The 13,481-nt window shown below is 68.6% G+C and carries 10 protein-coding genes; 7 read left to right on the forward strand and 3 right to left on the reverse strand.

Annotated features, from left to right (window positions below):
- Nucleotides 1-29 precede the first annotated feature (29 nt).
- On the reverse strand, nucleotides 30-1,028 hold the full coding sequence (locus tag F7Q96_RS12060; protein WP_053820862.1) for a Bug family tripartite tricarboxylate transporter substrate binding protein: 999 nt from the start codon (nucleotides 1,026-1,028) through the stop codon (nucleotides 30-32).
- 297 nt (nucleotides 1,029-1,325) lie between these two features.
- Between F7Q96_RS12060 and F7Q96_RS12065 the strand changes: the two genes are divergently transcribed.
- From F7Q96_RS12065 to F7Q96_RS12080, 4 genes are all read left to right on the forward strand, one after another.
- The gene (locus F7Q96_RS12065) at nucleotides 1,326-2,159 is read left to right on the forward strand and encodes an IclR family transcriptional regulator (RefSeq protein ID WP_151022703.1); all 834 of its coding nucleotides are present in this window, start codon (nucleotides 1,326-1,328) and stop codon (nucleotides 2,157-2,159) included.
- Nucleotides 2,116-3,204: a DUF3108 domain-containing protein gene (locus F7Q96_RS12070; RefSeq protein WP_249041673.1), complete on the forward strand. Its 1,089-nt coding sequence runs from the start codon at nucleotides 2,116-2,118 to the stop codon at nucleotides 3,202-3,204. The genes F7Q96_RS12065 and F7Q96_RS12070 overlap by 44 nt, the downstream gene beginning before the upstream one ends.
- A 203-nt stretch (nucleotides 3,205-3,407) precedes the next feature.
- Complete coding sequence (pcaD, locus tag F7Q96_RS12075) at nucleotides 3,408-4,214, forward strand: 3-oxoadipate enol-lactonase (protein WP_053820863.1); 807 nt, start codon at nucleotides 3,408-3,410, stop codon at nucleotides 4,212-4,214.
- Between the two features lie 300 nt (nucleotides 4,215-4,514).
- Nucleotides 4,515-4,772 (forward strand): BTH_I0359 family protein, encoded by a 258-nt coding sequence (locus tag F7Q96_RS12080; RefSeq protein ID WP_006579976.1) that lies wholly within the window; start codon nucleotides 4,515-4,517, stop codon nucleotides 4,770-4,772.
- A gap of 99 nt (nucleotides 4,773-4,871) precedes the next feature.
- Here F7Q96_RS12080 and F7Q96_RS12085 read toward each other — a convergent pair whose 3' ends face one another.
- Nucleotides 4,872-5,264: a rhodanese-like domain-containing protein gene (locus tag F7Q96_RS12085; RefSeq protein WP_053820864.1), complete on the reverse strand. Its 393-nt coding sequence runs from the start codon at nucleotides 5,262-5,264 to the stop codon at nucleotides 4,872-4,874.
- Between the two features lie 202 nt (nucleotides 5,265-5,466).
- On the opposite strand from F7Q96_RS12085, the gene F7Q96_RS12090 reads away from it, so the two are divergent.
- From F7Q96_RS12090 to F7Q96_RS12100, 3 genes are all read left to right on the forward strand, one after another.
- Nucleotides 5,467-6,573 carry a homocysteine S-methyltransferase family protein gene (locus F7Q96_RS12090; protein ID WP_082371589.1) on the forward strand — a complete coding sequence of 369 codons (1,107 nt, stop codon included), beginning with the start codon at nucleotides 5,467-5,469 and terminating at the stop codon, nucleotides 6,571-6,573.
- Between the two features lie 100 nt (nucleotides 6,574-6,673).
- Nucleotides 6,674-9,421: a methionine synthase gene (metH, locus tag F7Q96_RS12095; RefSeq protein ID WP_082371361.1), complete on the forward strand. Its 2,748-nt coding sequence runs from the start codon at nucleotides 6,674-6,676 to the stop codon at nucleotides 9,419-9,421.
- A 251-nt stretch (nucleotides 9,422-9,672) separates the two neighbouring features.
- Complete coding sequence (locus F7Q96_RS12100; RefSeq protein ID WP_023263509.1) at nucleotides 9,673-10,176, forward strand: hypothetical protein; 504 nt, start codon at nucleotides 9,673-9,675, stop codon at nucleotides 10,174-10,176.
- 112 nt (nucleotides 10,177-10,288) lie between these two features.
- Here the strand turns inward: F7Q96_RS12100 and F7Q96_RS12105 are convergent, their stop codons facing one another.
- Nucleotides 10,289-13,228, reverse strand: a complete 2,940-nt coding sequence (locus F7Q96_RS12105; protein ID WP_151022707.1) for a pentapeptide repeat-containing protein — start codon at nucleotides 13,226-13,228, stop codon at nucleotides 10,289-10,291.
- Nucleotides 13,229-13,481 lie beyond the last annotated feature (253 nt).

A 13,481-nucleotide genomic window follows, 5' to 3' on the forward strand; every position in this document is an offset into this window, starting at 1 on the left:
CGCCGGCTGTGCCGGCCGCCGCGAGGGCGTCAGTCTACCGTGATGCCCTTGGCCCTGATCAATTTGCCCCAGCGCTCGGCCTCGCTGCGCGCGTACTGGGCGAACTCGTCCGGCGTGCTGGCGACCGGCTCGACGCCGATGCCCTCGAAGCGCTTCTGGACCTCGGGCTGCTTCAGCGCCTTGACCAGCTCGGCGTTCAGACGGGCCACCACCGGCTGCGGCGTGCCGGCCGGCGCGACCACGCCTTGCCAGGCATAGGCCTCGAATCCGGCGACGCCGCCCTCGGCCACCGTCGGTACCTGCGGCAACGCGGCCAGCCGCTTCGGCGTCGCGCTGCCGAGCGCGCGCAGCTTGCCGCCGAGCACGTTCTGCTGGCCGGCCGCCAGATCGAGGAACATCAGGTCCACCTGGCCCGCCAGCAGATCCTGCACCGCGGGCGCCGCGCCCTTGTACGGCACGTGGGTCATCCGGATGCCGGTCTGCTCCATGAACAGCTCCATCGCCAGATGGTGCGGGCTGCCGGCGCCCGGCGAGGCGAAATTGACCTTGTCCGGGTTCTTGCGCGCGTAGTCGACCGCCTCCTTCAGCGTGCGCGCCGGGAAGTTCGGGTTGGCGACCAGGATCAGCGGGAAGCGGGCGATCATGCCGACATGGACAAAGTCCCTGGCCGGGTCGTACGGCAGCTTGCGGTACAGCGAGGGGTTGGCTGCCAGCGTCGCGGTGTCGGCGGTCAGGATCGTGTGGCCGTCCGGCTTGCTGTGCGCGACGGTGTCGGCGCCCACGATCGTCGCCGCGCCCGGCCGGTTGTCGATCACCACCTGCTTGCCCAGCGCGGGCGAGATCGCCTGGGCCAGCGTGCGCGCCACCACGTCGGTGCCGCCGCCGGCCGGATACGGCACGACCCAGCGCACCGGCTGGCTCGGCCAGGCGGGCTGCGCCGCGGCTGGGCGGGGCAGGGCGGCGGCCAGCGCCGCCAGCGCGCCGGCACCGAGCACGGCGGCGTTCAGCAGGCGACGCAGGTTCGGCATGGAAAGGGGCGCGGCGGGCGCAGCGGCGAGCGGGGCTGGCATGCGGGTCTCCGGGATGTTGTTGTACGGGCGTGGTGGCAGTTCGAGCGTGGCCGGGCACGCCTTTGCGCAGTCTAGCGACGGATTAAAAACTGGTAAATCGATTTCGCTATAGTAAATTTACGGATCGAGGCGTAGCGCGACGTGACGGAATCGAACTATATTGCCGCGCTTGCCGGCCGCTTGTTCGGCAAGGCGCCGCATGCGGCGCGGCCAACCGCCCCACTCGCCATCCACCGCCCCGTCCTGTTCCGACGCATGACCGAACCAGAAGAAGACGACGCCAAGCTGCGCACCGGCATCCAGTCCATCGAAGTGGGCTTCCAGCTGCTCAAGGCGCTGGCCGCCTCGCCGCGCGCGATGATGCTGCGCGACCTCGCCGCCGCGGCCGACATGAATCCGGCCAAGGCGCACCGCTATCTGGTCAGCTTCCAGCGTCTGGGCATGGTCGCGCAGGACCCGGTCAGCGGCCGCTATGACCTCGGCCCCTTCGCGCTGCAGCTGGGGCTGGCGGGGCTGAACCGGCTCGATCCGGTCAAGAAGGCGCGGCCGATCCTGTCGCAACTGCGCGACGACATCGACCAGACCGTCGGCATCGCGGTCTGGGGCAATCACGGCCCGACCGTGGTGCACTGGGAGGAGTCCAGCCATCCGGTCACCGTCAGCCTGCGCCTGGGCGACGTGATGCCGATGCTCAATTCGGCCACCGGACGGCTGTTCGGCGCCTATCTGCCGCGCCAGCAGACGCTGCCGCTGATCGAGCGTGAACTCAAGGAGCGCCGCGACGACAACCTGCCGGACTTGCCGCGCTCGCTGGCGGACTACGACGCGGTCTGCGCCGACGTGCGCGCGCACGGCGCGGCGCGCACGCTGGGCGGCGTGCTGCCCGGCATCAACGCGATCTCGTTTCCGGTCTTCGACGCCAGCGGCCATGTCTCGATGGCGCTGATCGTGCTGGGCGCGCAGACGGTATTCGATGCAGAATGGGGCGGAGCGATCGACCGCCAGGTGCGCGAGATCGCACACCGGATCTCGACGGAGCTTGGATATCTTGGCGGGACCCCGCCGACCGGAACCGCCGGTCACGCCTGATGCAAAACGCGCGCGCCGCCTGCGCTGGGCGGTCGCGCTGGCGGTCGTGCTGATCGCCCATGCGGTGGTGCTGATCGGCCTGGTGCGCATGCCCGGTCCGTTGATTCCGCTGGACGCGGTCGACACGCCGGCGCTCGAGGCGATCCTGCTTCCGCCCAAGCCCGTCGCCGTGGCACCGACCCCGCCGCCGCGTCCCCGCCGTCCCCCACCCAAACCCGCTCCCGCGCCGGCTGCCACGCCGGAACCGGCGCCCGCTCCCGAACCGGCGCCCGGACCGCCTGCGCCGGCCGAAGGCCCGCCGCTGGCGACCTCGCCGGGCGGTGCCGGCACCGTCGCCGCCGGAGGCGGGGCGGGCGGTACGGGTCCGGGTTCGGCCCCGGCGCCGGCCCCGGCCTCGGCCGATGCGCTGCGCTACGCCGCGCCCCCGTCGGCGACGCTGCGCTACGCCAGCTTCGTCAACGGCGTCGAGAACCCCGACGGCACCATCCGCTGGCAGCACGCGGGCGGGCGCTATCAGCTGTCGGTCGAAACCCGCATGCTGTGGTTCCGCTTCGCCTTCCACAGCACCGGCGCGCTGGGCGAGCAGGGGCTGGCGCCCGAGCGCTACGTCGAGGAGCGCCGCAAGCGCAGCCAGGTGACACGCTTCGACCGCGCCGCCAACGCGATCGTGTTCGAGTCGCGCGGCGGCCAGGCGCCGCTGCCCGAGGGGGCGCAGGACCGCTTCAGCGTCTTCCTGCAGCTGGTCGGCCTGGTGCGGGGCAACCCGCAGCGCTATGCCGCGCCGGGCGCAACCGAGACCTTCCAGGTCGCCGACACCAGCGATGTCGAGCCGATGCGCGTCCAGTATGTCGGCGAGGAGGACATCGAGACGGGGGCGGGCTTCGTGCGCGCCAAGCACTTCATCCGCCTGCCGCGCCGCGCCGACGACCGCCGCCGCGTCGAGGTCTGGCTGGCGGAATCGGTCGGCTGGATGCCTGTCAAACTGCGGCAGACGGAGCCCGACGGCACGCAGATCGATCTGGTACTGCGCGGCGCCGGGCCCTAGTCTGGAAGGATCGGAGCCGACCGGCGTGCCTGCCGCGACGCTCCCCGCGCGATGCGTCGCCGCCGACCTACCCCGACAGGAGGACACCGATGACCGACACCTTGCCGCCCACCGCCACGCCCGCCACCGCCTCGGGCTCAAGCGCGGGATCGAGCGCCGGCTCAACCCCCGCCGCCCGCCCCCCTGCCTCCGAAACCCATCGCGTGATCGTCGGCGACGTGACATTGCATGCCCGCATCGACGGCTCCGAAGGCCCGTGGGTCGTGCTGTGCCATGGCCTGGCCTGCGACCACACGCTGTGGGACGCCACCGCGGCCCATCTGGCACCGCGCTATCGGGTGTTGCGCTACGACCTGCGCGGACACGGCCGCAGCGACGCGCCGGTCGGGCCCTATTCGATGCTGCGCATGGCCGACGACGTGGCCGCGCTGATGGACGGACTGGACGTGCCGCAGGCGCATTTCGTCGGCATTTCGCTGGGCGGCATGATCGGCCAGACGCTGGCCGTGCGCTATCCGGAGCGGCTGCACTCGCTGACGCTGGTCGACACGGTCTGCCGCACCCCGCGCCAGGCGCATCCGATGTGGCACGAGCGCATCGGCCATGTGGAGGCGCACGGGATGGCTGGAGTGCTTGATGCGACGCTTCAACGCTGGCTGACTGCCCCGTACCGGGCCGCGCACCCCAATCAGGTCGAGCGGATCCGGCAGCTGGTGCTCGCCACGCCGGTCCGCGGCTATGTTGGTGCCTGCCTGGCGATTCTCGGCTTCGACCAGGCCGATGCCCTGGCGCGCATTCATTGCCCCACGCTCGTCGTGGTTGGCGACAAGGATCAGGGCTGCCCCGTGGCCGACTCCAGGGCCATTGCCGACGGCATCCCGGCCGCCCAGTTCGAGGTGCTCCCTGACGCGGCTCATCTGTCGCCGATCGAGCAGGCGGAGCGGTTTCATGCCGTTCTCGACGCTTTTCTGTGCAAGGCCGCATGCGGGGCACAGTGCGACACGCCGTGAGCCTCACCGGCCGTGTGCATGATTCCGCCAGGCGGCCATGGTAGGCGTCGCGTACACGCTTCGTAGGACAAACCCTCTTTTCGGTTGGCGGACCGAACTTGCCGCCTCCGGCGCGGCTCCAACCTGACGAGCGGGCGCAACGGCAACGGGCACCACGCCAGCGCCCAGCGAGGCATGCGCTTGAAAAGCGTCTTCATGCCCTCAGCTTGGAGGTGAAATCGCGGAAGGAAGCCGGCGCTCCCACCGGCTGACGCAACAATCAACAAACCTTCCGCCCGTCCCATAGCCCGGAGGTGCGCCATGCAAATGATCTACAACAGCGACAACTACTGCATCGTCGAGTTCGGTGCCGACGTCGAGCATGCCCCTCTTGCCTCCGGCGGTTACGAGATCGTCGACAAGAACATGAAGCGCGAGATCTTCCTTGGCGGCCAGCTGGCCGAACATTTCCGCGCCGATGTGCAACGTCTGATCGAGAGCGAACCGTCCGTGGAAGAGGTGGACGAATTTCTTGGCAAGTTCGATACGGTGATGACGCACTCGCTGGCGATGCACTGACGACGCACCGCCGATGCCCTGACACAGCGGCGTCCCGCTGCAACAAGAACCCGCGCCACGGCGCGGGTTTTTTTGTGCGCGCTCAAGGCGTCGACGACATCAGTATTGCTCCCACGGCAGCCCTTCGAAGCGCCAGCCGTTGACGGTATTGCGGTGCCGCTGCGCGTCCAGATCGCCTTCGAAGCCGTGCAGCACGTTATAGACGGTGGTGAAGCCGGCGCCTTCGAGCGCCTGTGCCGCCGCGGTAGAGCGGTTGCCGCTGCGGCAGATCAGCAGCACCGGCCGCGCCGACGCCTGTCCGGCCAGCTTCTTGACCGCCTGCACGAAGTGCGGATTGACCTCCCAGTCCGGACCGTCGTTCCACGGCACGTTGAGCGCGCCGGTCGGATGACCGACGAAGAGGTACTCCATCTCGCTGCGGCAGTCGATGAACAGGGCGTCGGGATGCTCGGCCAGCAGGGTCTGGGCCTCGCGCGGGGCAAGGTGTTGCATGCGGAGTCGTCGGTGTCGGTCGATGGGCCCGTCGGCGGCCCCGGGGTGGGCCGGTTCGACGGGTCGGTCTGCCCGAGTGTAGGCGCGGGCAAGGAAGGCCGGCAAGGGGCGGCAAGGGGCCGTAACTGATAAAATCGTGCACTTTTCCAGCATCACCGAGGCCAGTGAAGCCATGAGCGCTGCAACCATCGAATCGCCCGGCATGGCGTCCCCCAATGCGCCGCTCTCGCAGGCAGGTCCGCAGGCAGGCCCGCAGGCCGGTCCCCGGGCTCGGCCGTACACCCGCGCCGCGCAGCTGCCGCGGCTGCTGCGCGAGCGCATCCTGATCCTCGACGGCGCGATGGGCACGATGATCCAGCGCTACAAGCTGGGCGAGGCCGAATACCGCGGCGAGCGTTTCGCCTCGCATCCGGTCGACGTCAAGGGCAACAACGAACTGCTGCTGCTGACCCGCCCGGCGGTGATCCGCGAAATCCACGAGCAATACCTGGCCGCCGGCGCCGACATCATCGAGACCAATACCTTCGGCGCGACCCGTGTCGCGCAGGAGGACTACAAGATGGCGGACCTGGCCTACGAGATGAACGTGGCCGCCGCAAGGCTGGCGCGCGAGGCCTGCGATCGCTACAGCACGCCCGACAAGCCGCGCTTTGTCGCCGGCGCCTTCGGCCCGACGCCGAAGACCGCCAGCATCTCGCCGGACGTCAACGATCCGGGCGCGCGCAACGTCAGCTTCGAGGAGTTGCGCGAATCGTATTACGAGCAGGGCAAGGGCCTGCTCGAAGGCGGCGCCGACGTGTTTCTGGTCGAGACCATCTTCGACACGCTGAACGCCAAGGCCGCGCTGTTCGCGATCGATCAGCTGTTCGAGGACACCGGCGAACGCCTGCCGGTGATGATCTCCGGCACCGTCACCGACGCCTCGGGCCGCATCCTGTCGGGCCAGACCGTCGAAGCCTTCTGGAACAGCCTGCGCCACGCGCGCCCGATCACCTTCGGCCTGAACTGCGCGCTGGGCGCGACGCTGATGCGGCCGTACATCGCCGAGCTGGCCAAGCTGTGCGATACCGCGATCTCGTGCTACCCGAACGCGGGGCTGCCGAACCCGATGAGCGATACCGGTTTCGACGAGACGCCGGACGTCACCTCGTCGCTGGTCGACGAGTTTGCCGCATCGGGGCTCGTCAACCTGGTCGGCGGCTGCTGCGGCACCACGCCGGAGCATATCGCCGCGATCGCGCAGCGGGTCGCCAACCGCAAGCCGCGCGCCTGGCCCGGCCAGTATCGCGACGAAGCGCCCGCGGCCTGACCGGCAGCCCCGCCGTCCCGCCGCCCACGCCCTACCGGCGCGCCGCCGAACGCATCCGTTCCCGGCGTGCCGCGCATCCGATCCCGAACCTGAGTCCGCCATGTCTACCGATACCCGTCCCGCTCGTCCGATGCGCCTGTCCGGCCTGGAGCCGTTCACGCTTGGCGAGGGCAGCCTGTTCGTCAACGTCGGGGAACGCACCAACGTCACCGGCTCCAAGGCCTTCGCCCGGATGATCCTGAACGGCCAGTTCGACGAGGCGCTGGCGGTCGCGCGCCAGCAGGTCGAGAACGGCGCGCAGATCATCGACGTCAACATGGACGAGGCGATGCTCGACTCCAGGGCCGCGATGGTGCGCTTCCTGAATCTGATTGCGTCTGAGCCCGATATCGCGCGCGTGCCGATCATGATCGACTCGTCCAAGTGGGAGGTGATCGAGGCCGGCCTGCAATGCGTGCAGGGCAAGGCCGTGGTCAACTCGATCTCGCTGAAGGAAGGCGAGGAGCAATTCCGCCACCATGCCGCGCTGATCCGCCGCTACGGCGCGGCCGCCGTGGTGATGGCCTTCGACGAGCAGGGCCAGGCCGACACGTTCGCGCGCAAGACCGAGATCTGCAAGCGCAGCTACGACATCCTGGTCAACGAAGTCGGCTTCCCGCCCGAGGACATCATCTTCGACCCGAACATCTTCGCGGTCGCGACCGGCATCGAGGAACACAACAACTACGCGGTCGACTTCATCGAGGCGACCCGCTGGATCAAGCAGAACCTGCCGTACGCCAAGGTCAGCGGCGGCGTGTCCAACGTCTCGTTCTCGTTCCGCGGCAACGACGTGGTGCGCGAGGCCATCCACACGGTGTTCCTCTATCACGCGATCGCCGCGGGCATGGACATGGGCATCGTCAATGCCGGCCAGCTCGGCGTCTACGACCAGCTCGATGCCGAACTGCGCGAGCGCGTCGAGGACGTGGTGCTGAACCGCCGTGCCGACGCGACCGACCGCCTGCTCGAGATCGCGGACCGCTACAAGGGCGGCGGCGCGAAGCGCGAGGAGAACCTCGAATGGCGCGGCACGCCGGAGAAGCCGGTGCCGGTGGCCGACCGCCTGGCGCATGCGCTGGTGCACGGCATCACGACCTTCATCGTCGAGGACACCGAGGAAGCGCGCCAGCAGATCGCTGCGCGCGGCGGCCGCCCGATCGAGGTGATCGAGGGCCCGCTGATGGACGGCATGAACATCGTCGGCGACCTGTTCGGCGCCGGCAAGATGTTCCTGCCGCAGGTCGTCAAGAGCGCGCGCGTGATGAAGCAGGCGGTGGCGCATCTGCTGCCCTTCATCGAAGAGGAGAAGCGCCTGCTGGCCGAGGCCGGCGGCGACGTGCGCGCGCGCGGCAAGATCGTGATCGCCACGGTCAAGGGCGACGTGCACGACATCGGCAAGAACATCGTGTCGGTGGTGCTCCAGTGCAACAACTTCGAGGTCGTCAACATGGGCGTGATGGTCCCGTGCAACGAGATCCTGGCCAAGGCCAAGGTCGAGGGCGCCGACATCATCGGCCTGTCCGGCCTGATCACGCCGTCGCTCGAGGAAATGGCCTACGTCGCCTCCGAGATGCAGCGCGACGACTATTTCCGCGTCAAGAAGATTCCGCTGCTGATCGGCGGCGCGACCACCTCGCGCGTGCACACCGCCGTCAAGATCGCGCCGAACTACGAAGGGCCGGTGGTCTACGTGCCCGATGCCTCGCGCTCGGTCAGCGTGGCCTCGAGCCTGTTGTCCGACGAGGGCGCGACGCGCTATCTGGACGAGCTGCGCGCCGACTACGAGCGCATCCGCACGCAGCACGCGAACAAGAAGGCCGTGCCGATGGTGACGCTGGCCGAGGCGCGCAAGAACAAGACGCCGATCGACTGGAGCGGCTACGTGCCGCCGAAACCGAAATTCATCGGCCGGCGCGTGTTCCGCAACTACGACCTGGCGGAGCTGGCCAACTACATCGACTGGGCCCCGTTCTTCCAGACTTGGGATCTCGCGGGCAAATTCCCGGCGATCCTGAACGACGAGATCGTCGGCGAATCGGCGCGCCGCGTGTTCTCCGACGGCAAGGCGATGCTGGCGCGGCTGATCCAGGGCCGCTGGCTGACCGCCAACGGCGTGATCGCGCTGCTGCCGGCCAATACCGTCAACGACGACGACATCGAGATCTACACCGACGAGAGCCGCAGCCAGGTCGCGCTGACCTGGCACAACCTGCGCCAGCAGAGCGAACGGCCGGTGGTCGACGGCGTGCGCCGGCCGAACCGGTGCCTGGCCGACTTCGTCGCGCCGAAGGACAGCGGCATCGCGGACTATGTCGGTCTGTTCGCGGTGACCGCCGGCATCGGCGTCGACAAGAAGGAAGCCCAGTTCGAGGCCGACCATGACGACTACAGCGCGATCATGCTGAAGGCGCTGGCCGATCGTCTCGCCGAGGCATTCGCCGAATGCCTGCACGCGCGCGTTCGCCGCGACCTGTGGGGCTACGCCGCCGATGAATCGCTCGACAACGAACAGCTGATCGCGGAAGCCTATCGCGGCATCCGGCCCGCGCCCGGTTATCCCGCCTGCCCGGAGCACACGGTCAAGGGCCCGATGTTCCAGGTCCTCGATGCCGGCGAGATCGGCATGGGCTTGACCGACGCGCTGGCGATGACGCCGGCGGCCTCGGTCAGCGGCTTCTATCTGGCACATCCCGAAGCGACCTACTTCTCGGTCGGCAAGATCGGGCAGGACCAGCTGGAAGACATGGTGGCGCGCCGGCACGAAGACCGGACCGCGCTCGAGCGCGCGCTCGCGCCGAACCTGTAACGGTGTGCGAAGCCGCGCGGCCACGGCAGGCGCGGTCGGCGCGCGGCGCCACGCCGCAAGTCGTTGACGGGACTGGCGAAAGCTGCCATCGCGAGTGCTGCCGCGGCCGGTGTGCCTGCTCACGACTCCTTACAGCGCATTACATCTCCTCACAGCATCGCGGTGGGGTGCTCCCTAGACTGAGGTCTCGCTCTCCAGGCGACAACCCGCGGCGAAAGCCTCGCCGCACAGTCATTCGAAAGGAGTACTCCATGAAGAAACTGCTGATCTCGCTGTCCGCCCTGTCGATCGCCGCCGCCTCGTCGCTGGCCATGGCGCAAGGTACGCAAGCCGGTGCGACCGGCGGCGCCGCCGGCTCGCTGACCGCGCCGACGGCAACGGCTCCGTCGGCCGGCGCCAACGCCGGCGTGAACGCGGGCGCTGAAGTCGCAGGAAGCCGCGCGAACATGGATACCGGCGTCAAGGCGGGCCTGAACGACAAGGCCGGCGAAATCGACGACACCCGCAAGAGCGCCAAGGACCGTGCGGCCACCGCCGGCAGCAAGGCCAAGTCGAAGGCCCACGACGCGCACGGCAAGACAAAGAGCAAGGCCAAGGACACGGTCGGCGCGGTGGAAGGCACCGCCGACAAGACGGTCGGCGCCGTTGGCGATACGGTCAGCGGCACCGCCGGCAAGGTGGGCGGCCTCGTGGGTGGCGCGACTGGCGGCACCTCGGCCACGGTCGGCGCGGGCGCGTCGGCCAAGGTTCAGTAAGTTCGCTGGATCCAGTAGATTCGGTAGAGGGATCGCCCGCGAGCAAGCGGGCCAGCGCGGCGTCGAATCGCCGCGCTGCCAGGGGCGGAGGATCGAGGATCTCCGCCCTTTTTTATTGTTGCCTTGCCCGTGCCAACACGTTGCGCAGATGAGGGCGCCATTTCGATGGCCAGACGGTATCGAAGATGTCCATCTGGCGCGTGTTGTTGGTCCGTTTCAAGGACAAGTCGAGCAGCATGTGCGTGGACAGCTCGTCGGTACATCTGTCCGAAAGCAGCCGCTCGATGTAGTTCCGGCGCACGGAGGCCATCGACGCGTCGATGCAGATGGCCGCATTGCCCAACGCCGCCGCATAGCGCCTCAGCGCAAACGGGCCATCATTGCTGGTGCCCAGGAATGCGTCGGAAGACAGCCGGGCCAGCACGGCGGCAACACACCACAGGAAATGCGATTGGCATGCCGGGTCCTCGCGATGGGACGGCATGGTGTCGAGCAGCGCCTCCAGATGGGCGGGGGTCGGCTGGACATCCTTTCCCTCGCCGATCAGCACCTCGTTGGAGCGGTACGCCAACGCCTGCTGATGTTCATGATCGACAAGCCGTCGGACGGCATGGTTGTCCGCGATTGCCGACCGGAAATCGGTCAGGTATTCACTGCCAAACGGCAGGACGGTAAGAAGCCCGTCGTGCCATTGTTGCGACCGATTCGCTCCGACATAGGCGTTGTGCAGCAATGGGCAGGCGGCCAGATCCTTCCCGATGTCCGCAAGGCCGCCAACGTCATAGCGTTGCGCGCCGGTGTTCCCCGGATCGGCAACCGCGGTCAGCCGGAGCATCGACTGCCAGGCCGGCGGCAGCGCCCCGTGACTTGACGACACGCCACTCTGCTCGAGCGACTCGCCGCGAATCAGGCAGCCATAGTATTCCGGCGCCACCAGCAGTGCATATTGGCCTGCATCGGCGACGATCGGGAAGAACGTTTCGCCCTCGTTGTTCTCGAGCCTGGCCACCGTATCGGCGAGGGCGGGCGGCAATGTTGAGCGGTACGCGTCCATCAGCGCGGTCGTTCGTTGCGCCGCCGCTGCCGGCGCATCGGGCCGCGCGGCGAGAAATGCGAGCTGCATCACCAGCCCCGCGTGCTTGCGCGCCCAGGCAGCCCTGTTGCCCTCGCCCAGCGAGGCGATGGCGTCGTGCATCAACCCCGGCAGCAATGGGGCGGTTTCCGGCCATGCCAGCGGGCGGGAGTCGGCCGATCGTTCGGCTTCCCAATAGAGGCGCCGCAGGACCTGCCGCGCCGCCTCGGCTTCGTACTGCGGATGCTCCAGCAGCCAGTTGCGCAGCGCGGCGCAACGCCGCACGTCGTCCCGGCAGGCGCAAGCGAGCTGGAACAGATACTCCGAAATTGTCCGCCGGGCGCGCGGGGACGGCGGCAGATCCCGCAACGGCACGCCCGTTGTCAATTGCGCCAACGCTTCGTCGACGTCGCGGATCCGGATGGAAAAGTCGCTGCCCGCCTGCAGCGACAGCGTCAGGAGACACTTGCCATCGCCGACGTCGACGCGACTGAATCGTGCCCCCTCGACGGCGGCTTCGCCGAAGTCGGCGCCGCCAATACCGGCTTCATTGAAGTGCGCATTGTGCAAGGTGGCGTGGTGAAAGGTCGTGCCCGCGAGCTCGACATTGTCGAAGCGCGCATCCGGCAGATAGGCATAGCCGAACTCCGCGTTGGTCACCCTGGCACGGACGAACATCGGCGCGGTGCCGTAGCAGGCCGTCAGCACCGCGCCATCCATCTGCGCCCCCGCAAAAAGCGCGAACGACACGATGGCCCTCGACAGATTGGCGTGTTCGAGCCGCGCCTCGCGCAGGGTCGTGCCGATCAGACTGGCTTCGGTCATGTTCGCCTGCGACAGGTCCGCCCCGGGCAGCGCGGCCCTGGACAGGCGTGCCTTCGCCAGATTGGCGTGGCGCAGGTTGGCGCGGGCCATGCGCGCATCCTCCAGATCGGCGTTCGCCAGATTGGCGCCGGACAGGTCGGCGGACACGAGCGTGGCACCGCATAGCAGCGCGCCCTGCAGGTCGGCGTCAGCCAGGATCGCGCCGCTCAGATCCAGTTTTTTCAGGTCGGCGCCGGCCAGTCTTGCGCCTCGCAGATCGGGGACCGTGCTCGGTGCGACGCGCCTGGCGACCTCGGTCGCCCGCAGCGCGGCCTCGACCCGCGCACGGCCCGCGGCCGGAGACGGCGATTCGGCCGGTACGCTGTCGCCCGCATGGTAGGCGCGTACGGCGCGCGTCAACAGCTGTTCGACCGTACGAAGCGGCGGCCGGGACGACGGGAAGCGCAGCAGGTTGCGCAGCGCCTGCAGCAGCCGCGCCAGCGGCGTGGTCGGCTGCCCGACCGGCACCAGGCTTGCGGCGGCATCGGCCATGCCCCGCTTGCCGGGCTCCACGTGCACGTAGTAGTCCTGGCCGTGAAAGCGCAGCTTCGCGCCGTCCTTGCATTTCGCCAGGAACTCCTGGAACGGCAGCACGTTCAGATCGCGGCTGATGGCGAAGGCGCGGCACAGTTCGACCAGATGGCGATCGCTGGTGAATCGGTGCACGCGGTCCGCCAGTTGCACGTGGCGATTGGCCAGCCGCGTCGCCAGCATGGCGGCCTGGGCCTGCCGGCTCGCTTCCGCTGCCGGGGTCATGGCGCGCTCGCCGCTCCCCGATCGCGCCAGCGCCTGCACGACGTAGCGCGGCTTGTCCGCTGCGTTGTCCAGTCGAACGCTGAACGCCTGCTTGCCTATCATCAGCTTTCCACCGAGGCGCAGCGCACTCATCGTCGTCGCATCGAGATGGCTGACGTCGCGCACACGCTTGCAGCGCAGGGTCGCGGCCGTGGGCGCGAGGCGGGGCGAGGGCGCGGCAGGTGCCGGCTGGTGGGCGGGCACTGCCATGGAAACGGTCTGGGCTGGCATGTCGTAATGGAGTGGGATTGCCGGGGAGGATTGCGGGAGGAGGGATTGCGGAGGGGCACCCCCCGGGAGGCTGCGAGATTGCCATCGCAAAACGCGGCACCGATATCAAAAAATCCCGGGTTTGAACACTTGCCGACTCCGTTCCGCGAGATATGCCGGGCCCGTCATGCCGTTGGCTGCGGGTTGTCGTTGGAAAGAAGCGCCGTCGTGCCGCGCGCCATTGGCACGCCACATTGTCAGCCTGACACCGACATTCCCGGTGCTTTGTAATGACTACAATGCAACAGGCCAAACACAGCCTGGCCCCGGCGTCCGGGCAATACCATCGCAGGGGGGAAACTTC

The sequence above is a fragment of the Cupriavidus gilardii genome (genome assembly GCF_008801915.1).
Classification (GTDB): Bacteria; Pseudomonadota; Gammaproteobacteria; order Burkholderiales; family Burkholderiaceae; genus Cupriavidus; species Cupriavidus gilardii.

Coding starts and splice junctions, on each gene's coding strand:
- F7Q96_RS12060 (WP_053820862.1), bottom strand. CDS start 1,028: ATGCCGAACCTGCGTCGCCTGCTGAACGCCGCCGTGCTCGGTGCCGGC.
- F7Q96_RS12065 (WP_151022703.1), top strand. CDS start 1,326: ATGACCGAACCAGAAGAAGACGACGCCAAGCTGCGCACCGGCATCCAG.
- F7Q96_RS12080 (WP_006579976.1), top strand. CDS start 4,515: ATGCAAATGATCTACAACAGCGACAACTACTGCATCGTCGAGTTCGGT.
- F7Q96_RS12085 (WP_053820864.1), bottom strand. CDS start 5,264: ATGCAACACCTTGCCCCGCGCGAGGCCCAGACCCTGCTGGCCGAGCAT.
- F7Q96_RS12090 (WP_082371589.1), top strand. CDS start 5,467: ATGGCGTCCCCCAATGCGCCGCTCTCGCAGGCAGGTCCGCAGGCAGGC.
- metH (WP_082371361.1), top strand. CDS start 6,674: ATGTCTACCGATACCCGTCCCGCTCGTCCGATGCGCCTGTCCGGCCTG.
- F7Q96_RS12100 (WP_023263509.1), top strand. CDS start 9,673: ATGAAGAAACTGCTGATCTCGCTGTCCGCCCTGTCGATCGCCGCCGCC.